The sequence below is a fragment of the Nitrospirota bacterium genome (assembly GCA_016207885.1).
GTDB lineage: Bacteria > Nitrospirota > Thermodesulfovibrionia > UBA6902 > UBA6902 > JACQZG01.
In genome coordinates this window covers 54,232-74,136 of the sequence record JACQZE010000027.1, presented here as the reverse complement: position 1 = coordinate 74,136, position 19,905 = coordinate 54,232, and the positions used below count along the sequence as shown (strand labels likewise).

The window sequence follows — 19,905 nt, the reverse complement described above, 5'->3', positions numbered from 1 at the left end:
CTCGCAAGGATAATATAAATATTATGAAATACCGAATCTGTCAAGAAGTTTTGCCTTGTCTGTTCCGGTAAGATCCGCAATAATGTTTTTTTCCATCTTGTTAATCGCATCGGAAGAAAGATTTTCCAGTATCTGGTTATTAATGCTTTTTTCCGCGGCCAAAAACCATTTTTTAGATCCTTCTTTTTTTATTAGCGCTTCAATGTCCCCGGTGATCAATTTAATTACCCTTCTCTTTTTCTCAGACTCAACATTATGCGCCTCGCCTGTACCTTTCCTGCCCTGCTTGCCGCCGTTTAGTGCAAACTTCCCGGAACCATCACTCACCTTGTCACTGAGTTTTCCATGGGCATCAACATTATCATATGCTTTGAGCGGTTCTATCTTTGTGCTCTCAAGTGTGTTTTTGACCACCCTGTATGCTTTGAAGTGTCCCAGATCAACAATAATAATTATCATTTTACCCTCCATAGTTAGAAATATATCATGTCTTTCGCTGTTTTGCTATCTCATGGGCAAATATCGCATATGACATGGCAACATTAAAAGAAAGCTGAGCGCCTTTCATCGGAAGAGTGACCTTCATGTCAAGATGTTTATCGATACCGTGCCTTATGCCCTTTCCTTCCGACCCCAGCACAAGACAAAGAGGAAAAGGCAGAGAGACCTTATTTATGTCAGCCCCGTCTTCCACAACAGTCCCGACAGCCCAGTAGCCTGCTTCTTTCGCCTCTGTCAAAGCCTGTGACATATTGCCGATCATTGACACCGGCACATAATTCTCCCCTCCGGATGCAACATGAAGAACGGTCTCATTAATATCACAGGAATTACGTTCGGGAATAACAATGGCAAAACCATCAAAACATGCGGCTATGCGGATGATACTGCCGAGGTTATGCGGGTCGCTTAAGTTGTCCAGAAAAACAAGCGACAGTGTTTTCCCATTTCGGGGGCGAAGAAGCTCCTTGAATTCTATGTATCTGAATTTTTCAGCCTCTGCGACAATACCCTGGATCCGGTCAGCATTCTTTATTCGTAAAAGTTCTTTCTCTGATACACGACTGACAGGTATCTGCCCGGCAGCTATGGCATCTATTATATCTTTTGATCTGAAATTGTCCTGAAGGTAGATCCGCTTAATGCTTGAAGGGTTGTACCGCAGCCGTTCAAGCACAGAATTCTTGCCGTAAAGATACATTGAATTTTTTGCCAATTAGCCTCCAGGAAAAATAAATAGGCTCTTCTTGTTACAGCCCGGCCTTTTCCAGCCATCTGAAGAGAAACAACCCTCCAACTACGAAGACTGCAATAACGACCCAATCGTTTACGCCGATAATTGAGGAGAGGGTGATAAATCCCTCACTTCCCCAGCTAAGGATCGTATCGCTTATAACCGGATATAGTTCAGCAAATATTCCGGCGCCGGCCAGCATCCCGAGCATCCCCCAGAAAGCGTCCACCCTTCCTTCGCCAAGCGCGCCAAGAGATGTCCCTGGACAATATCCGAGCAGCCCCCAGCCAAAACCAAAGATAAGGCCGCCGAGGATATTGGACACAAGGTTTGTCGGCAGTATAAGCGGCTTGGCAAACCCGAGCATGAAAAGTATGTGGACGCCTATCATGCCTGTCAGGATCGCTGAAAACATGAACTTCACGATCGTCATATCAGTGAGCCGGAGAGCGCCTATCTGCCTGTCATAGCGGAGCACCCTTCCCTTTTGAAGAAAGAAACCGAATAATATGCCTGTTATCAATCCATTAATAAGAGTACTCATTTGTCACCCCCATGATACAAAAGCTGGGCTACAACAATGCCTCCGATAAAGAAACACATTATAACCACGAGGCCGCTAACCGCAAGTTGTACAAGAGCTCCCAGGCCATAACCGCTCGGGCATCCGCCTGCAAGCCTGGCGCCGAACATAAGTATCACACCGCCGGCAAAAGCAGTAAGGCCTCTCTTCAGCCTGCTTGGGCCAAAATGTTTTTCCCACATATCAGGCACAGCTTTTATCTTAAAGCTGCCTGAGGTGACTGATGAGATAAAAGCCCCTAATAATATGCCGATAACCATCATCATCTGCCAATCCACTTCAGGTATATACCTGACAAAGTAATCCATTGTAAGAACGCGTTCAGGATCAAAAAGCCTCTCAATTAACCCTGCTGTCCTGACAAAACATGTTGAAGCCCCGAAAAAATTGTTTGCGATCCATGCAGAAGCGATGATCACCAGCCCGCTCAACACACCTGCCAAATATGGGCTCCATCCCTTATCTTCTGTTTTCATTAAGACACCTCCTTTAAATGCATTTTTTATTATATCACCTTTATTATATGTAATAAAGAAATGGCCTTTAATATGAGTATGTTAAAATAATCTCTCTGATATGACTAATTTTCTAATTCAAGCAATATTGAGCGATACACCTTCTGTGCGCAACCGCTCGATCGATTCCATATTGCAGGGCCACAGCATGGAGAGACTGTTTAAGCTTGCAATGGAGCTTGAGTCATTCAGAAAAAGCTCTGATAACCTTTACCATAAAGTCAGGGCTTCACTGTTTCTGTTCTTCATATACAGGTTCCGTCTCCTTGCAGACCCTGATCTCTCACACAGCGGGAAGGCCCCTCTTGACGGGATAAAGGCTGCTGGTAAAAAAGATTTTGAGAGAGCAATAAGTGTTTTTCTGGAGGAAGCCGGCAAGGCAGGCGGCCGTAACGTAAACCTTTACAGCGCGATCGCGGAGTCATATCACAAATTATCATTTCAATATCTCTTTGGCCAGGTCAAGCTTTCGATAAGCCGATGCAGTGAAAATTACCACCTTTATAATATTAACGGTTTGGATGATTATCCATACCTTGTCCCGCCTGTGCTTACGTTGTCTGATACTATTACAGATAATTATCCCGTAGGCGTCGACGCATCTCCTGTAAGGATCGACCCTTCACACAGCGGGTGGTCAGATATATTCTTTCTCGGCATGGACTTTCCAGAAGGCGCCAGAGTAGTTAATATCTCAGTTGACCTTAGGGTTCATGGTAGCAATAGTCCGATCCTGCCGCCATGTGAGTGTTATTGCCGTTATATCGAAAAGCCGGCCATACGCCTTTCATCGATCGACCTGAGAGAAACAAAAGATATCTCAACCCTGAAGGAGCTTTTTAATTTCAGCAATGATTACCTCTCACTGCTAAAAGCCGGTGTTGTCGCATCAGGCATTGTGCCGCCGTGTTTTGAGAAGAGTGAAATATCTCTTCCGGATATTCTTGCAAAGCTTCTCGGCAAGGATGGCGGAATAGAAATTGTAACAAGCGTTAACAACATCCCTAAAGGTTCCCGCCTTGCTGTCAGCACTACCCTGCTTGCAGCGATCATAACACAGCTCATGAGGTTCAGCGGCCAGATAAAAAACCTTACAGGCCCTCTCTCTGATGAGGACAGACGGATAGTTGCTTCAAGGGCTATACTTGGCGAATGGCTGGGAGGTTCCGGCGGAGGCTGGCAGGATTCAGGAGGATTATGGCCGGGAATAAAGGTGATTACAGGAAGGCTTGCTGAGTCTGGAAGCGCTGAATTTGGAATCAGCAGAGGCTGCCTGCTTCCTGACTATACGCTCTTTACAAAGGAGGAGATATCCACGGATGTGGAAGACAGGATATTAAAGTCCATGGTACTTGTTCACGGCGGGATATCACAGGATGTAGGTTCGATCCTTGAGATGGTCACTGAAAAGTATCTGCTTAAACATGACGAAGAGCGGGCTGCACGTGAAAAAGGAATTATGCTCTTTGACAGGATAACGGATGCCTTGCGGTCAGGCAACATGAAAGAGCTTGGAAGGCTTACGTCCCTGGATTGGGAAGAGGCGATACAACCGATCATTCCCGGCGTTAACAACGCATTTACCGATGACCTGATCAAACGAATGAAAGAAGAGTTCAAAGATGACTACTGGGGATTTCTCATGCTTGGAGGAATGTCAGGCGGCGGCATGGCTTTTATTGTGAACCCTGAGATCAATTCGCAATTCAAGAAAAGGATAAAAGTCATTATGCGTGAACTCAAAGATATATACAGTTCATCATATCCATTTGTCATTGACCCTATAGTCTATGATTTCAATTTCAATCATAAAGGCATAATAGCGAAACTCCTGCAGGGCAAAGATGCAAAGATACCGGAGATACCGAAGCGGACAAATGATGATATGGATTCATCTGATGATCAGAAGCCTGGAGAAGCTGAGATCATGGATAGATACGGTTTTGATAAAACATCGCATGAACATATCCGCTCCCTCCTTATAAGGGGTGATATCAGCCTCGAAAAGAACAGGCTTCCAATAACAACAATTGTTGAAGATGTGGGCCGTGATGAATTATTCCATGAAGAAGATGCGTTAAAGAATAAGTCATTTTATGATATCGGCACTAAATCATTGAGCAACGGTGAGGTTGCGGTTGTGACCTTTGCCGCAGGTATGGGCAGCCGCTGGAGCCATGGCGCGGCAGTGGCAAAACCAATAAACCCTTTTCTTAAAGCAGGAGACAGGTACAGAACCTTTATTGAGGCGCACCTGGCAAAAAGCAGGAAGACAGCTGAGTTGTTTGGAAAGAATATCCCTCATATATTTACAACAAGTTATTTGACCCATGACGCAATAGAGAAATATTTAAAGAGGTTCGATCATTTCGGCTGCGAAAAAGATATTTATCTCTCTCCCGGGAAAAGCATAGCAAGGAGGGTCTATCCAATGGTGAGAGACCTTCAGTTCATTTGGGAGAAAAAGCACGGGCAAAGCACGGATGATGAAAACCTTAAGGCCGGACATGCGCAGCATACAGCCCTCATTGAATGGACTAAGTCTAAAGGTGAAGGAAAAGACTACTCAGAGAATAAACCCATTTTAAGGTTCAACCCGCCCGGGCACTGGTATGAGATACCCAACATGTTAAAGAACGGCACAATGGCTGCCATATTGAAGGAGCGCCCAGCCTTAAAATATATTTTATCCTCTAATATCGATACGTTAGGGGTTAATGCTTCACCGGAATTATTAGGGCTTCATATCTCAAATAAAGCCTGCGTCACATTTGAGGTAATACCCAGATATATTGAGGATAAGGGCGGCGGGCTCGCCAAGGTGAACGGCAGGATACAGCTGATCGAGGGGCTTGCCCTGCCGGGAGAGGATGATGAGTTCAGCCTCAGTTATTACAGTACGCTCACAAACTGGATAACGATAGATTCACTTCTGGCGTTCTTCGGGCTTGACAGAGAGATAATACTGCGATCAGAAAATGACAAGACTAAATATGATCAGGTCATAGAAGCGATCCATGATGTTGAGATGAGAACGCCTGCTTATGTAACTATCAAAAATGTAAAATATCTCTGGGGAAATGGGCAGGAAGATGTCTATCCTGTTGCTCAATTTGAAAAACTCTGGGGAGATATAACAGGCATGAATGGGTTAAGCGCTTCATATGTCGCGGTTTCAAGATACCGCGGCCAGCAGCTTAAAGAGCCTTCAGACCTGGACAGGTGGATGAATGACGGATCATTTGAGCATCTGATGAATATATCGAGCTTTTAATATCCATTTCAAATATATTGCAATTACTCTATTATGTGTCATTCCGGCTTGTCCGGAATCGTTACTCATAAAAGGATTCCGGACAAGCCGGAATGACAAAAAACAACTGGGGGTGTTATGGCAGGGAAAAAAGCAGCGATCATCAAGGGTGAGAACAGGAAAGAGAATATCAAAAGATGCCTGACATTGATCCATGAAGACCTGATGCCCATAAGTGAAGCCAGGAATATTCTTATCAAGCCCAACCTTGTCGCGCTCAAACCTGATTTTGCAAACACACATGTCGAGACGATAGAGGCTGTTATAGAGTTTATAAGAGAGATCGTTCCTGAGACACCCATCACTGTAGGCGAGGCATCTGCCTCTGCTTTCTACAACGGCATCCCGACTAAAGAGGTGTTTAAAGATTTTGATTACAATCGACTGCCGGATAAATACAAAAATATAATTCTTACTGATTTTGACAATGACAAAGAATTCATCCACAGCACTATCCATTCCATTGTAGGCGACACACACTTAAGGATAACAAAACGGGCAGATGATTATGATTACAAGATATCCCTTGCCATCCCCAAGACGCATAACTTCGCCATAGGGACATTCGGCATAAAGAATATGGCAGGTCTCGTCATGAGGCAGGACATGGCGATGCTGCACGGCATGAAGGGGGGCGTAGAAGTTGACGCTCCCAAGACCTTTCTTGACAAGCTTCCTGCCGGCACCGTATCAAAGGCACGAAGGACCCTGCCCAACTGGCTGATCAATTTTCTCTTCTCAAGTTATCCCGGTTACCGCAAGAGCGTAAAGATGATACATCACAACATCGCTGAGATGGCAAAGAAGGTATGGCCTGACCTCGTTGTGCTTGACGGATATGTATGTATGGAAGGCGACGGCCCTGTTGACGGAACTGCTGTGAAGATGATGACAGCGATAGCATCAGCCGACGCTTTAAAGGCAGACGGCATCGGAGCGCGTTTGATAGGTTTTGAACCAGAGGATATAGGCTACCTTTATTATCTTCAGAAAGAGAATATGGGTGACTACTCATTGGACGGACTTCTCGGCGACAGCCTTGACCTTCTCAAGAGAAAGTTCAGGCCGCACGGCACATATGACATTCAATGCCAGTGGAAAGAGGAATAATAAGATTACAAATAGATTCCGGACAAGCCAGAATGACAAAAAGTATGGAACGCATTCCTGAAAAAGAGTTGATGAATGACGCAGAACAGGCAAGGGCATATGCTGAAACAGATTTCTCTGAACCTCATGAAGCCTTTGTCTCCTACTTTAAAGAACGTTTTCCGGACTTCACATCAGGTAAAGTGCTGGATATCGGCTGCGGCACAGGCGATGTGATCATCAGGTTTGCAAAGGCATTGCCTGACATACAGATAAACGGTGTTGACGGTGCGGGAGAGATGCTTGAAATAGCCCGGCGTGAAATTCATAAGTGCGGCTATACAGAACGTATCAAACTGTCAAACTGCCTGCTGCCTGACCCTACCCTGTTCAAGTACAAATTCGATGCTGTCATATCAAACAGCATACTGCACCATCTTGCCGATCCTCATGTATTGTGGGAGACGGTAAGAGAGTGCGCAAAAAAGAACGCGCCTGTATTTATTATGGACCTCTTCCGTCCCGCCTCTGCTGAGATTGCTGAATCACTCGTAAGACAGCACGCGGCAGAGGCCTCACCGATACTGCAGAAGGATTTTTTTAATTCTCTCCTTGCCGCGTATACACCTGATGAGATAAAGAGCCAGTTAAAACAGAACGGCTTAGATGCGCTTACAGTTGAGACCGTTTCAGACCGCCATGTAATTATTTGGGGAAGGATTTAAAAAAAATACCGTCAGTCATTTTCTTCATGCTTATCGTGGCATTCTTTGCATGACGGGGCATCCTTGCCGCCTTTCAAATCTGCACCGTGACACTCCTGACATTTGGAATCGCCATACTCTTCAACGTATTCACCATGAAGTTCTTCATCAACCCAGTTATCAGGATGCTTTGCTGAAAGCTCCTGGCTTACCTTGTTATTAGAATTTTCATTATGTTTACTCTTGTTTTCATTGCTGAAGGCAATACCTGTTCCTAAGGCAAGGATAAAGACTGCGAACAATGCAATTAAAAATCTTTTCATGATTCTCCTCTTTTACTATAGTTAAGTTTATTGCCTGGCTCTGATTTGATGATATTATTATACTGTACCTTGATGAAATGTTATATTATCTCTCATGAATATTTATAATGACAGCGATTATCTTGAGACAGCGGTAAAGGCATCCAGGATCGCAGGTGTATTTATATTGCAGAATATCGGGAAGCTTTCCGCAGGTGACATAGATACCAAGCAAAGATCTGACTTTGTTACCTATGTTGATAAAAAGTCTGAAGATTTAATTATAAAGATCATTAAGCAAAGCTATCCTAACCATGGAATTCTTGCTGAAGAATCCATCAATGAAACTTCATCTTCAGAATACCGCTGGATCATCGACCCTCTTGACGGCACGACAAATTTCATTCACGGATTCCCTGTCTTTTCCGTCTCAATAGCCCTTGAGCATAAAGGAGAGATGATCGCAGGCGTGGTTTATGACCCATTGAGAAAAGAGAGTTTCACTGCGTTAAAAGGTTATGGCGCTTATCTGAACTGCACGCCGCTCAAGCAGTTGGAGACAACTGATTTGAGCCGCTCACTTATCTCAACAGGCTTTCCTTTTAAACAAAGAGAGCATATGGATAATTATCTGAAGTTATTTAAAAATATCATCAGTAAAGTAAGCGACATAAGAAGAGCCGGTTCAGCAGCAATCGACCTCTCATATCTTGCCGCAGGAAGATGCGACGGCTTTTTCGAGATAGGCCTGAGCCCGTGGGACATCGCGGCAGGCACGCTGCTGATAAAAGAGGCCGGAGGTATTGTCACAGATTTCAGCGGAGGTTTAGATTATCTTACAACCGGAAACATAGTCGCCGGGCCTCCTGCTGTTCATAAGGAATTGTTGAAGGAAGTTAAAAGTGTGTTTAAAGGTGTGATTGATAAATAGAAGATTATTTATATGCAGTTATTTTCAGGCACAATCATTTTGGCGGGACATAATAATATAAATTTGTTACAGCTTAAGGTTATCTGAAGGCATTGAAAAAACTTAAGACTTATTTATGAGCGCTAAGAATTTTGCGATGGAAACGACAGCGACGCCATATTGCAACAGGAATACTGAAACATCCTTGTCAAACTTGATATCATCATCTCTTGTTACAAGATACGCTGCCTTGCCCTTGATCGCTGTTTCAATAACGAGGTTATCGTCAGGGTCTCTGCAAACGGCAACATCATCTAAAACCATGACATGCTCTGCCCGTTCCTCTATCAGGGTCAAAAGTTCTTCAATGTCGGCATCAGTTATGCCGTACTTGTCCTTTATTCTCGGACGGCTGAGGACATCGGCAAGTTCTGCAAGCATGGGTTATGATATAAGGACATGGAATGTGCCTTTTTCAAAGGCGTTACGTAATTTGGCAGGAAAGCCGAATGGATTGAGCAAAGAGGATACCCAGATATTGGTATCAATGACAGCTTTAACTGGCACGCTTTTCTTCTCTTATCTCTTTTACGGTCAGGGAAATATCATTTTCAATTTCTTCAGAAGTGTATTGAGAGGCTTTTTTGTGTATTTTATCGATGATCCTATTAAAGCGATTCTGCCATTCGTCAAGCGAGACTATCTTTATTGAGACCTTTTCGTGCTCCTTTACCTCTACTGCTTCAAGGGGCTTAAAAACACCGTTTTCGAAAACAGCATCTATTACCTTAGACATTATTGCGCTGCCTCCTTTTTGAATCTTAGCTTAATTTACCATATACCTACCCTTCTGTCAAAACAATCAGGAGCACAGTGATGTTTGGAAAAATCATCCTTAATTCAGATATAATTCCTGCATGTTCTTTCCACTATTTTTTATATTCATAATCGTACCGATCATTGAGATCTCTCTCTTGATCGAGGTAGGCTCAAGAATTGGAACTGCAAATACGATAGTTGTCTTATTGCTGACTGCTCTTATCGGCATTTACATGGTAAAGCTGGTGGGGCTTGGGGTGATGCGCAGGATGCAGCAGAATATGAATGAAGGCGTATCCCCGGCAGAGGAGATGGTCAACGGGATGATGTTATTGATTGCCGGTGTGCTGTTTATTGTCCCGGGATTTTTTACTGATACGATAGGACTGCTGATGGTCATACCATTTTCAAGAAACCTGATAAAGAAGATAGCAAGACGGATGATCGATAAGAAGGTCTCATCCGGTGTTATTTATATAAACAGATTATAACCCCTCCTGCCCTCCCCTTAAACTAAGAGGAGGAACCACGGCAGACTGCCCCTTCTGATTTGATGATGCTATAATAATTCCCATGAACATTGTAACTGCTAAAGGGCTCACAAAGGATTACAACTCTCTGAGAGCGGTGGATAATATAGACTTCACTATCAGCAAGGGAGAGTGCTTCGGATTTCTCGGGCCTAACGGCGCAGGCAAGACGACCGCCATGAGCATGATATGCTGCTTCATGCCGCCGACATCCGGCGAACTTGAGGTCTTTGGTGTCAACACAACTAAAGACCCCAGCCTGATCAAATCAAAGATAGGCGTGATGCCGCAGGAAGACAACCTCGACCTTGAGCTTTCGGTGTATGAAAATCTGATCGTCTATGCAAGGTATTTCGATATCATCAGGAAAGAGGCATCAAGGCTTGCGTGGGAGCTTCTTGATTTTATGGAGCTGAAGGAGAAGGCAGATGTTAATATCAGGAACCTTTCAGGCGGAATGAAGCGCAAGCTTGTTTTGGCAAGGTCTCTGATAAATACCCCTGAAATGCTGATACTCGATGAACCCACCACCGGGCTTGATCCGCATACAAGGCATTATGTCTGGGACAAGCTAAGGCACATGAAGTCAAAGGATACTACACTGATACTGACGACACACTATATGGAAGAGGCTGAGAGCCTCTGCGACAGGGTTGCCATCATGGATGAAGGAAAGATAATCACGATCGATACGCCTTCCAGCCTTATGAATATCCACGGCGGAAATCTGGAAAATGCGTATCTGCAACTGACCGGGAAACATCTAAAAGATCAGGTCACATGAATATAAAAAGGGCATACAGGGTATTTCAGAGGAACTTCACTGTCTATACAAAGCGGTACAAATCCAGCCTAGTGCTTAATTTCTTTGAGCCCATCATCTATCTTGCGGCACTGGGATTAGGGCTTGGCGCTTATGTCAATGAGATAAAGGGAGTCCCCTATATAAACTACCTTGCCCCCGGCCTGATAGCATCGTCATCAATGTTCGCCGCTACATTCGAATGCACATACGGCACATATATCAGGATGACCTTTCAAAAAACATTTGACGCCATACTTGTGACGCCTGTAAATATCGCTGACCTTGTCCTGGGCGAACTCTTATGGGGAGCTGCAAAAGGAACATTCTACGGCATCATCATAATGACTGTACTCTCTTTCATGGGCCTGCTCGGCTCAGCATTGATAGTAACAACTATTCCGGCCATCTTTATCAGCAGCCTGATATTCGCGGAGATAGCTATAATAGTTACATCTATCGTGCCGGGCATAGATTCATTCAATTATTTCAACACTCTGTTTATGACGCCGATGTTTCTCTTCTCAGGGATATTCTTCCCCATAGACAACATGCCTGCATTTGTCTCGAAGGTTGCATTCTTTTCGCCGTTATATCATCTGGTAAACATATGCCGATCTTTTTCATCAGGCGAGATATCTCCGGCCATTCTTGATATGGCGTGGCTTACTGCCCTTGCATTGATACTTCTGCCCTACCCTTTCAGGCTTTTGCGCAAGAGGATAATTAAATAAGATTTTTCGTTGAGGGTGGATATTTCATACAAAAAAAGGGCCGGATAATTTCTATATTACCCGGCCCTTACAATGAATCAGTATATATTTTAATGCCTATATCATGCTTCCTTCCATTTGATTGAATCTTTCAGTGAATACCTCATTGATAAAACCGCTGAGATATTTGTTTCTGCCAGGATGCCTGAGCTTTTTCAAGGCTGATACCTCGATCTGTCTTATCCGTTCCCGTGTAACATTAAATGCCTCTCCAACTTCCTCAAGGGTTAATGAACCATCGCTTTCCAATCCGAAACGCTTCTTGAGTATCTCTGCCTCTCTGAAGGAAAGTGTATTAAGGGCCTTTCTCATCTGAACTTTCAACTCATCATTAAGCACCAGCTCCAGAGGTGAGTGGGATGCCTTATCTTCTATAAAATCACCTAAAAGGCTGTCTTCTTCCTTGCCCATCGGCGTTTCAAGTGAAACAGGTTCCTTGCAGATCTTTAATATCGTCCTTATTTTGCCCAGAGGAAGGTCCATTGCCTTGGCAAGCTCTTCAGCATGCGGCTCCCTGCCGAGTTCCTGCACAAGGTTTTTTGAAACCCTTGAGAGTTTGTTCATGGACTCTATCATATGTACGGGGATTCTGATAGTCCTTGACTGATCAGCGAGCGCCCTTGTTATAGCCTGCCTGATCCACCAGGTGGCATATGTGCTGAACTTATAGCCTCTCTTATAGTCGAACCTGGTTACAGCCTTCATCAGTCCAATGTTCCCTTCCTGCATCAGGTCGGAAAGATTGAGCCCCTTACAGATATATTTTTTGGCTATGCTTACAACAAGCCTCAAATTTGCCTCAACCAGAATGTTGTTTGCCTTACTGACCTCAGCCTCCCCCTCGTCTATGGAAATAAGGGCGTTCATGATCCCGGCCTTATTCATTCCAAGACTGAACTCGATTTCAAGAAGCTTTTTCTTATCATCTTTATCAGCCTTCTCCTTGCCGGATATCTCATTATACCTCTCTGCAAATGCCCTGAAATCCTGAACTATCTTTTCAGTAAAGGTATTATTAAAGTTCAGCTCTGACAATTTTCTTATTATTGTGTTTTTTGACTCGTCAAGTTTAGATCTTATTAATCTGGTCTCAACCGATTTAGTCTTTTTATTATGAAGTTCATTGAAAAGAATAATTCTTCTGCTGTTAAGCCTTTCGATAGACCTTACATTTTTAAGGAAAAGTTCGACAGCCATCTTCTCTTTTGACTTCGGGAGGTCTTCACAGCCGGCAAGTATATCAGTGATCAATATATCGTTCTTTTTGAGTTCCTTGGCAGAGGCCAAGACCCTTCCGGCCGCAAAGGGTGTTGCGAATATCACCTTAAATATCTTCTCCTTTCCGGCCTCAGCTCTCTTTGCAACATCAACCTCACCCTTCCTTGTAAGTAAAGGGAAAGCGCCCATCTCTTTAAGGTATATCTCGATCGGATTGTCTGTTGTCTGTTCATCCCTGGTTATGATCTCTTTAGGTTCTTCAAAAAAGAGATCCGCGTCATTATCGTTCTCAACGACATCATCATACTCACCCTCAATAACATCGAGTTCCCCAAACTGATTTCCCATGATCAATCCTCCTGAAATAAATAATTATATTTTTAAATTATGTGTTATAACGGTTAAATATCTCTTTTCTGACAGGGCAGTTACATATATAGGAACATCCGAATGAGAGCCTGTAATAACAGAAGCCTGCTTTGCACGCAGGCTTAATAAAAAGAACCATGCCGTTAGCGCTATCCTCAACCTCACAAAGGCAATCACCTTTGCCTGATAAACATGAAAAACCCATTTTACAATTGCTTGTATCTTTCAAGACATCCTCACTGACTTTGATCTGCATCTGCCCCTCCTCTGAACCTATTGCATCTGATAAGGAACAACAGGTTTGAAATATTCTTCAGAATTCAATTAGTTCGAATCAGAATACTATATATAAGCAAGAAGGGTGCCCGCATAATATTATTGATTTATGTTGAAATATCAATGAGTTAGAATAGTTATCTAACAGCGCGGAAAGAGACAGCAGTTGATACAGATAATGGTTTATTTGTAATATTGAGGGTTATCTTATTGAAAACAAAGAGATTCTTTTAATCGCAAATAATGTATCAGGAGCAAAAAATGTCTACAAGCATTATCATGACGGCTTTTTCTTTCTGATAAGGCGTTTATTAAGTGCCTGACGGGTTATGCCCAGAAGAGACGCGGCGACTCCCTGATTCCCGCTTGAGCGTTTCAGCGCCTCTGAGACAAGAAAATCATTTACATCCTGGAGGGTCGGGAAAGGCCCGGATATTTCAATTGCGGATTTGGATATGTCTAACGGGATAGATAATTCATTTCTTGAAAGCTCGGCATTGTTCTTCAGGTGATCCCTAAAACTGTCCATAAAGAGTTTTCCGGTCCCATGCTGCGACACAGCGTCAAAGACCATGGCCTGCAGCTCTCGTATATTGCCGGGATAATAATAATTTGACAGCAGAGAAACAAGCTCTGTCGGGACTGAAGGCACCTTCTTGTGCAAAGATTCTGAGGCATCCCTTAAAAAATGGCCGAGCAGCATCGGTATATCTTCAATGCGCTCACGGAGCGGCGGGATATGTATAAGGTGAGCGCTTAGCCTGTAATAAAGATCTTTGCGGAACTTTCCGCTGACGGTTTCATGTCCGATGTCCTTGTTTGTAGATGCAATAATGCGCGCGTTGCTTTTCTCGGGAATATCAGAACCGAGAGGATAATATGTACCCTCTTCAAGAAGGCGCAGGAGCTTTACCTGCGACAGTTCGTTGAGATCGCCTATTTCATCAAGCAGTATCGTCCCGTCTGAGGCCTTGACGATAAGCCCTTTTCTTTCTTTGTCAGCGCCGGTGTATGCTCCTTTTTTGTGTCCGAACAACGTATCGGAAAACATCGTATCATCAAGCCCGGCGACATTCACTGCGATAAAAGGGCCTTTAACCCTGCTGACATTATGTACAGCCATTGCAAACAGTTCTTTTCCAACTCCGGTCTCACCTGCTATACATACGGCTTTTCTGGATCTGGCAATGGCTTCAATGTAATTAAAGATCGATCTCATTTTTTTGTTCTTTGTGATGATCCCGGAAAAAGCATCCTCATCTTCAAGTTCATCCGTCAGCACGCGCTTGCTCAGAGAAGATATCTCATTGCGCAGATTGTATAGTTCAACAGCCCTGTTGATGCTCGAGAAGAAACGGCTCTTTTCAACAGGCTTCACAAGATAATCCATCGCGCCTAATCGTATACACTCAACCGCCTTTTCAATCTCATTGGTCGCGGTCATAATGATAACGGAGATATGAGGAAAATCATATCTGATCCTGGACAGCAGCTCCGTGCCGGATAAATGCGGCATCGAAAGGTCGAGCACTATAACAGATATTTTCTCTTTTTCAAGCATGGGCATAACCTCCCGGCTGTCCTTGAGAGTAACAGTTTCAATGCCGGCTGTGCGCAGCAAAAGGCTGTGGCTCAGAAGTATCTGCGGCTCATCGTCCACCAAAAGTACTTTAGGTTTTTCTGTATTCATAAGTGGCTTGTAGGGAGATAAATGCTGACAGTCGTCCCCTTCCCTTCGACGGATTCAAACTTCATGCTTCCTTTATGATCATTAATAATAGCATACGAAATATACAGGCCGAGCCCGGTGCCGCCGGTGTCGATCTTTGTTGTGAAGAACGGTTCAGTGATACGGTCCATTATTTCAGCCGGTATGCCTGCGCCCTCGTCCTTTATCGTTACGACGATCAAATTATCCTTTTTATTATGAAGCGTGGATACGCGCACACCGCATTCCTTGTCCGGTAAAGCCTGGAGGGCGTTGGAGAGAAGGTTTATAATCACCTGTTCAAAATTCTGCCTGTTGCCCTTTATCAACGGTAGATTTTTCATGTAGTGTGTGCTGAAATGAATGGTATATTTCGTTATCTGCTGGCCGAGTATCAATAACGAGTTTCTGATAGCCTCATTTATATCGACATCTTCATCAAGATTTGTTTTATCAGGCCTTGAAAAGTTTTTAAGGTTGTCAATTATCGACTTTATCCTGCCGGATCCCTCACTGATGCCTTTAAGCAGCTGAGGCATCGCATTTCGAAGCTCGGAATAAGGAAGGCCTCCAAGAGAGAGGTCTTTGTCTTTTTTATAATGTACAGAAAGCAGGCTGTTGACATCTTTCCAGATCATGGACAGCAGTTCAGCATTTGTCATTATAAAGGCGTTAGGATTATTTATCTCATGAGCAACTCCGGAAACAAGCGTGCCGAGCGCGGTCATCTTGTTGGTATGAAGCAGTTTCGCCTGCATAAATTTTTGCTGCTCTTCCATACGGACTTTTTCGGTAATATCGGTTATTGAACCGACCCATTTAACAGCCTTGCCGTCTTCAAAACCAACAGCCCTGCCTCTCTCTTCCCAGACACGATAAGTCCCATCCTTGCATTTGATGCTGTATTGGGCAAAAATGTCTTTCTGTGTTCTTATTGCTGTTTCAATTGATTCGGCAACCTTGTCGCGGTCTTTTGGATGGATGCTCTCCATATGTCCTGAAATAGTGCGCGGAAACTCTCCCGGGTCATATCCCAGAATGGCATCGATATTGCCGAACCAGTTCAATACATTATATCTTGTATCTCCTTCCCATATCAGGTCTGTTGTTGAATCTGTAATTGCGCGCAGCCGTTTTTCATTCTCGATAAGCGCCTCTTCAGCCTTTTTCCTTTCTGTTATGTCAACAACTGATACGAGAATCTTGGAAAGCGTCTTTTCAGCGCCTGACTGCACAGACCACTTAATCGATATATGGATCTTCTCGCCGTTTAAATTCCGCGTTATCCCTTCAGTCTCAAGTTCAAAGTTCTCTTCAGCAACAGCGATAAATTCATGCCTGAAAAGATCAAATGTTTCCTCACAGAAAACCTTGTCCAGATTTGCCAGGAAGTCTTTTTTGCTTCTTGCTTTATAAATTTCAAGCGTTGTTATGTTTACATCAGTAACCTTGATCAACGCCGCGCAGCGCATGACCTCATCGGGGCGGTTGTAAAAGTAATTCCTGAAATCAGTTACACCGGCCTCCTTTAATTTTTCAATATATGTTTTTATTCCGGAAAAATCTATTTCCCAAAGAGATGTCGGTGAATCCTCAAAAAACCTCCTGTAGCGCCTTTCGCTCTCCTGAAGTTTACGCTGAAGCTGCAGGCGCTCGCTTATCTCGCTCAATAACTGCTCGTTGGTTCTCTGAAGCGCCCTGGTCCTTTCACTGACCCTCTCTTCCAGCAGATCATGCGCATTTTCAAGCGCTTTCTCGGCAGACTTACGGTAAGAAATATCCCTGACAATATGAGAAACCCCGATAATCTCTCCTTTAAGGTCAAACCTGGGCATAGCCCTGACCTCAACATGCTTATCAAAAGCCGGCTCATACATCTCAAAAGTAGCAGGTTTGCCGGTAGTGAGACATTCACAGCTCACGCATTTTTCAGGCGGAAATGATGTGCCATGATAATATTGATAACATTTAAGCTGTTTACCCGGTACTGAATCCGGCAAATTCAGCATATCAAGCGCAGCCTTGTTCGCCTGGATTATATTAAAATCATGGTCATGGATAGTGATCATGTCGGTTATGTTATTGAAAGTCTCCTCCCACTCCACTCTTGACCGAAACAGTTCATTCTCAATCTGTTTTCTTTGAGTTATGTCACGGATAGTGCTAAGCAATACCTCTCTGCCTTTAAAAATGGTCAGTACCGAATTCACCTCAACAGGCATAACTGTGCCGTCCTTTCTCAGGTGGGCAGACTCAAATATGGCCTTGCCATGTTTAGCGATCTGCTCAAACCGTTCCGGCACCTTCGCGGCAAACTCGGGCGTGTCAAGTTCTGAGATATGCATCGAAAGCATCTCATCCTTGGTATAACCCAGCCGCTTATATGCGGCTGTATTGGCATCAATGAAGTTCCCATTCATATCAAGTACAAAGACGGCGTCATTGACAGATTCAAACAGGTTTCTGAGATCATTTTCAGATCTGGTCAATTCTAAAACTGCCAGCTTGCGGTCAATGCCTAAAGCTATCTTGCTTGATATGGATCCAAGCGCTTCAACAACGGTGTCAGAGATCATGTTACGCGAAAAAACTCCCAGAACCCCGACCACATCTTCACCAACAATAAGCGGATAGCCTGCAAAGGCTCTTATGCCCTCACGCTTTGCCCATTTCTGGTCATTGAGACCGGAGTCCCCGATAACATTATTGGTTATATGCGGTAATTTCTCCTTAGCTATCATGCCGATCTTAAATTTACCGACAGGGATTCGGCTGTGTTCTCCGTCAAGATGTGTGTACATCCCGGCGCTTGCCTGAAGTTCAAGGAGATTATCCTCCCTGTTAAGAGACCATATCCTGGCAAAAGCCACATCCAGGCGGGTAGCTGCTGATTCGCAGCATCTCTGAAGAATCTCCTTAAGAGTGCCTCCATAAGTAAGGGCAATTCCGATATCCGCCCGCAACAGCGCGATTGAGGCCTGTTCTGAAAGCATCCTTTCTCTCTGAACATTTTCAGTGACCTCTCTGACCATCTCAATGCCTGCTATTATTTTCCCGGATGAATCCTTCAATGGAGATGCCACTATTTCATAGTGTATCTCACCGTTATCGGTTACTCTGGATTGTTTCGCAGTATGGATCCTGCCGTCCTTAAAAGCCATTGCGAGATGGCAGGTTTCACAGACCTTATCCTTCTTCTGATATGCCTTGTAACAATATTCGCCGAAATGGTAACCGACAAGATCAATATGCGCCTTGTTCTGGTACAATACCTTGAAATCAAGGTTCTGCATGCTTACAGCTTCACCCATTCCGGCGAGAATACCTTCTGTCTTGGCCTTTTCATCCTCAAGCTTTGCTGTTCGCTCTTTCACCTCAATCTCAAGATTGTCACGGTATTTCATAAGCTCTTTTACCGCGCTCTCACGTTCTTTCATGCTCCTTCTTGCCTTGAAAGAACTGAACATTACTGCGCCAAAAAGAAGCAATGACACAATTGACATGGCTTTCGATATATCTGATATGATCTTGTTAAAGGCTGCCTTGCTTGCGGAATTATCAAGATAGGTCTCAAAAATGATCGCAACCTTTCCATCTTTAATTACAGGAATATAAGTTTCAAAAACATCGATAGGTATGATATTGCCGTCAAGGGATTTTGTGTCTTTCTCCGCCTCTTTTGAATAAATATTGCCTTTAAGAACGATATCGTAAAAGTATGGGTGTTCATTGATATCGCCTATCTCGCCATTTTCAGTGGAGTATACAAGCCTGCCGTCGGGGGTAAAGACTTTTATTTTAAAAAGGTTGAAATTCTTCCTGGCATTATTTATCTCATTGACAAAATCAGATGAAGCATAGTCAATGGGCAAATTATCAATACCGAACATCCCTGCAATGTGATTTGAGATGTGTAACGCATGCTCCTCTGTTTCCTTCATCTGATATCTGGAAAAAGCAGGATAGACGTAAAGTTCAGTAAATATCGGCAAAGATACTACAGCCACTATTGATAACAACATAATGTAAACAAGAAATTTATTGGCTCTCATATGGTCATTGAAGGCTAAGGCAAGGATTCAGAACATTACCCGTTAAATATATTATACATATTGCTTAAACCAAGAAAAAACAGCCTTACGCTTTAATGCTTATCCTGCTTATAGATAAAAAGGTTAAAGTCATACAAGCCCTTATTATGTCGGAGAGCGACGTGAGGCGAGATATTAACTGCCGCAAAATCATAAATATCCTCCGGCGAGATATAGTGAAGCTCGAAGTCCTTTCTCGGTTCATGCGAAGAAAGCGCGTTGAAGATCAGGGCGCGACGGCAGTGTTTAAAAAGCTTTGACAGCACATTCTTTACAGTATCATAAATGCCTTCCAACTTCAGGTTAAAGACACCGCACAGAAAAATATAATCAAAATCCTCATTCAGTGAATCCCGCTCTATATCAAAAACCTCGAACCTGCATTGAGGAAACTTTCTTCTGGCTAAAGAGACCATCTCATCATTAATATCAAATCCGGCATAATCAACAGCTATCCCCTTCTCCTTAAGAAATTGGTAAAAGTCTCCTTTGCCGCACCCGTAATCAAGTATCTTTCTGCCGCATATATCAGCATTGAGATGGAGAAGGGATTCAAAACGGAGGCGCTGGCCGGGGCCGGTCCATTTTACAGCTGCCGGTGTGTCACCGTGCATCCGGAGTGAGTTGCAGTAAAATGAGATCACATATTCTTTTGAAAGCTCATCCATA

Annotated in this window: 19 protein-coding genes; 7 read left to right on the top strand and 12 right to left on the bottom strand. The window is 43.7% G+C overall.

Going from position 1 to position 19,905, the window contains the following annotated elements; all coding sequences use genetic code 11:
* Positions 1-21: 21 nt before the first annotated feature.
* The 4 genes from HY807_11470 to HY807_11455 are packed head-to-tail and all read right to left on the bottom strand — an operon-like array spanning position 22 to position 2,293.
* Entirely contained in the window at positions 22-459 is a 438-nt protein-coding gene (locus HY807_11470) for a host attachment protein (protein MBI4827017.1), read from the bottom strand.
* Between the two features lie 25 nt (positions 460-484).
* Positions 485-1,216 carry a 23S rRNA (guanosine(2251)-2'-O)-methyltransferase RlmB gene (gene rlmB, locus HY807_11465; protein ID MBI4827016.1) on the bottom strand — a complete coding sequence of 244 codons (732 nt, stop codon included), beginning with the start codon at positions 1,214-1,216 and terminating at the stop codon, positions 485-487.
* A gap of 34 nt (positions 1,217-1,250) precedes the next feature.
* Positions 1,251-1,778 (bottom strand): YeeE/YedE family protein, encoded by a 528-nt coding sequence (locus tag HY807_11460; GenBank protein MBI4827015.1) that lies wholly within the window; start codon positions 1,776-1,778, stop codon positions 1,251-1,253.
* Positions 1,775-2,293: a YeeE/YedE family protein gene (locus tag HY807_11455; protein MBI4827014.1), complete on the bottom strand. Its 519-nt coding sequence runs from the start codon at positions 2,291-2,293 to the stop codon at positions 1,775-1,777. Before HY807_11455 ends, HY807_11460 begins: the two co-directional genes overlap by 4 nt.
* 127 nt (positions 2,294-2,420) lie before the next feature.
* Here HY807_11455 and HY807_11450 point away from each other — a divergent pair, with 127 nt between their 5' ends.
* From HY807_11450 to HY807_11440, 3 genes are all read left to right on the top strand, one after another.
* Complete coding sequence (locus tag HY807_11450) at positions 2,421-5,606, top strand: UTP--glucose-1-phosphate uridylyltransferase (protein ID MBI4827013.1); 3,186 nt, start codon at positions 2,421-2,423, stop codon at positions 5,604-5,606.
* 117 nt (positions 5,607-5,723) lie between these two features.
* Positions 5,724-6,755: a DUF362 domain-containing protein gene (locus HY807_11445; GenBank protein MBI4827012.1), complete on the top strand. Its 1,032-nt coding sequence runs from the start codon at positions 5,724-5,726 to the stop codon at positions 6,753-6,755.
* 44 nt (positions 6,756-6,799) lie between these two features.
* Positions 6,800-7,459 carry a class I SAM-dependent methyltransferase gene (locus HY807_11440; protein ID MBI4827011.1) on the top strand — a complete coding sequence of 220 codons (660 nt, stop codon included), beginning with the start codon at positions 6,800-6,802 and terminating at the stop codon, positions 7,457-7,459.
* A gap of 11 nt (positions 7,460-7,470) precedes the next feature.
* Here HY807_11440 and HY807_11435 read toward each other — a convergent pair whose 3' ends face one another.
* Positions 7,471-7,761: a hypothetical protein gene (locus tag HY807_11435; protein ID MBI4827010.1), complete on the bottom strand. Its 291-nt coding sequence runs from the start codon at positions 7,759-7,761 to the stop codon at positions 7,471-7,473.
* Between the two features lie 94 nt (positions 7,762-7,855).
* Here HY807_11435 and HY807_11430 point away from each other — a divergent pair, with 94 nt between their 5' ends.
* On the top strand, positions 7,856-8,671 hold the full coding sequence (locus HY807_11430) for an inositol monophosphatase (protein ID MBI4827009.1): 816 nt from the start codon (positions 7,856-7,858) through the stop codon (positions 8,669-8,671).
* A gap of 102 nt (positions 8,672-8,773) precedes the next feature.
* On the opposite strand, the gene HY807_11425 is transcribed toward HY807_11430, so the two are convergent.
* Both HY807_11425 and HY807_11420 read right to left on the bottom strand, forming a co-directional pair.
* Positions 8,774-9,091 (bottom strand): putative toxin-antitoxin system toxin component, PIN family, encoded by a 318-nt coding sequence (locus HY807_11425; protein ID MBI4827008.1) that lies wholly within the window; start codon positions 9,089-9,091, stop codon positions 8,774-8,776.
* 115 nt (positions 9,092-9,206) lie between these two features.
* A complete protein-coding gene (locus HY807_11420; protein MBI4827007.1) occupies positions 9,207-9,446 on the bottom strand; it encodes an antitoxin family protein in 240 nt (79 codons plus the stop codon).
* A gap of 121 nt (positions 9,447-9,567) precedes the next feature.
* On the opposite strand from HY807_11420, the gene HY807_11415 reads away from it, so the two are divergent.
* The 3 genes from HY807_11415 (at position 9,568) to HY807_11405 (ending at position 11,535) form a co-directional block, all read left to right on the top strand.
* The gene (locus HY807_11415) at positions 9,568-9,960 is read left to right on the top strand and encodes an FxsA family protein (protein ID MBI4827006.1); all 393 of its coding nucleotides are present in this window, start codon (positions 9,568-9,570) and stop codon (positions 9,958-9,960) included.
* An 82-nt stretch (positions 9,961-10,042) separates the two neighbouring features.
* Positions 10,043-10,783 (top strand): ATP-binding cassette domain-containing protein, encoded by a 741-nt coding sequence (locus HY807_11410; protein MBI4827005.1) that lies wholly within the window; start codon positions 10,043-10,045, stop codon positions 10,781-10,783.
* A complete protein-coding gene (locus tag HY807_11405) occupies positions 10,780-11,535 on the top strand; it encodes an ABC transporter permease (protein ID MBI4827004.1) in 756 nt (251 codons plus the stop codon). Before HY807_11410 ends, HY807_11405 begins: the two co-directional genes overlap by 4 nt.
* 96 nt (positions 11,536-11,631) lie before the next feature.
* Here the strand turns inward: HY807_11405 and rpoD are convergent, their stop codons facing one another.
* The 5 genes from rpoD to HY807_11380 all read right to left on the bottom strand — a co-directional run bounded on the left by rpoD (position 11,632) and on the right by HY807_11380 (position 19,904).
* Complete coding sequence (gene rpoD, locus HY807_11400; GenBank protein ID MBI4827003.1) at positions 11,632-13,140, bottom strand: RNA polymerase sigma factor RpoD; 1,509 nt, start codon at positions 13,138-13,140, stop codon at positions 11,632-11,634.
* Positions 13,141-13,177: 37 nt separating this feature from the next.
* Positions 13,178-13,417: a hypothetical protein gene (locus tag HY807_11395; protein MBI4827002.1), complete on the bottom strand. Its 240-nt coding sequence runs from the start codon at positions 13,415-13,417 to the stop codon at positions 13,178-13,180.
* 297 nt (positions 13,418-13,714) lie between these two features.
* Complete coding sequence (locus tag HY807_11390) at positions 13,715-15,127, bottom strand: sigma-54-dependent Fis family transcriptional regulator (protein MBI4827001.1); 1,413 nt, start codon at positions 15,125-15,127, stop codon at positions 13,715-13,717.
* A complete protein-coding gene (locus tag HY807_11385; GenBank protein ID MBI4827000.1) occupies positions 15,124-19,167 on the bottom strand; it encodes a PAS domain S-box protein in 4,044 nt (1,347 codons plus the stop codon). The genes HY807_11390 and HY807_11385 overlap by 4 nt, the downstream gene beginning before the upstream one ends.
* Positions 19,168-19,289: 122 nt before the next feature.
* The gene (locus HY807_11380) at positions 19,290-19,904 is read right to left on the bottom strand and encodes a class I SAM-dependent methyltransferase (protein ID MBI4826999.1); all 615 of its coding nucleotides are present in this window, start codon (positions 19,902-19,904) and stop codon (positions 19,290-19,292) included.
* Position 19,905 lies beyond the last annotated feature (1 nt).

Excerpts from the sequence above, each read along its gene's own strand:
- HY807_11470 (MBI4827017.1), bottom strand. The coding sequence starts at position 459 with ATGATAATTATTATTGTTGATCTGGGACACTTCAAAGCATACAGGGTG.
- HY807_11460 (MBI4827015.1), bottom strand. The coding sequence starts at position 1,778 with ATGAGTACTCTTATTAATGGATTGATAACAGGCATATTATTCGGTTTC.
- HY807_11455 (MBI4827014.1), bottom strand. The coding sequence starts at position 2,293 with ATGAAAACAGAAGATAAGGGATGGAGCCCATATTTGGCAGGTGTGTTG.
- HY807_11445 (MBI4827012.1), top strand. The coding sequence starts at position 5,724 with ATGGCAGGGAAAAAAGCAGCGATCATCAAGGGTGAGAACAGGAAAGAG.
- HY807_11440 (MBI4827011.1), top strand. The coding sequence starts at position 6,800 with ATGGAACGCATTCCTGAAAAAGAGTTGATGAATGACGCAGAACAGGCA.
- HY807_11435 (MBI4827010.1), bottom strand. The coding sequence starts at position 7,761 with ATGAAAAGATTTTTAATTGCATTGTTCGCAGTCTTTATCCTTGCCTTA.
- HY807_11430 (MBI4827009.1), top strand. The coding sequence starts at position 7,856 with ATGAATATTTATAATGACAGCGATTATCTTGAGACAGCGGTAAAGGCA.
- HY807_11425 (MBI4827008.1), bottom strand. The coding sequence starts at position 9,091 with ATGCTTGCAGAACTTGCCGATGTCCTCAGCCGTCCGAGAATAAAGGAC.
- HY807_11420 (MBI4827007.1), bottom strand. The coding sequence starts at position 9,446 with ATGTCTAAGGTAATAGATGCTGTTTTCGAAAACGGTGTTTTTAAGCCC.
- HY807_11415 (MBI4827006.1), top strand. The coding sequence starts at position 9,568 with ATGTTCTTTCCACTATTTTTTATATTCATAATCGTACCGATCATTGAG.
- HY807_11410 (MBI4827005.1), top strand. The coding sequence starts at position 10,043 with ATGAACATTGTAACTGCTAAAGGGCTCACAAAGGATTACAACTCTCTG.
- HY807_11405 (MBI4827004.1), top strand. The coding sequence starts at position 10,780 with ATGAATATAAAAAGGGCATACAGGGTATTTCAGAGGAACTTCACTGTC.
- rpoD (MBI4827003.1), bottom strand. The coding sequence starts at position 13,140 with ATGGGAAATCAGTTTGGGGAACTCGATGTTATTGAGGGTGAGTATGAT.
- HY807_11395 (MBI4827002.1), bottom strand. The coding sequence starts at position 13,417 with ATGCAGATCAAAGTCAGTGAGGATGTCTTGAAAGATACAAGCAATTGT.
- HY807_11390 (MBI4827001.1), bottom strand. The coding sequence starts at position 15,127 with ATGAATACAGAAAAACCTAAAGTACTTTTGGTGGACGATGAGCCGCAG.
- HY807_11385 (MBI4827000.1), bottom strand. The coding sequence starts at position 19,167 with ATGTTGTTATCAATAGTGGCTGTAGTATCTTTGCCGATATTTACTGAA.
- HY807_11380 (MBI4826999.1), bottom strand. The coding sequence starts at position 19,904 with ATGGATGAGCTTTCAAAAGAATATGTGATCTCATTTTACTGCAACTCA.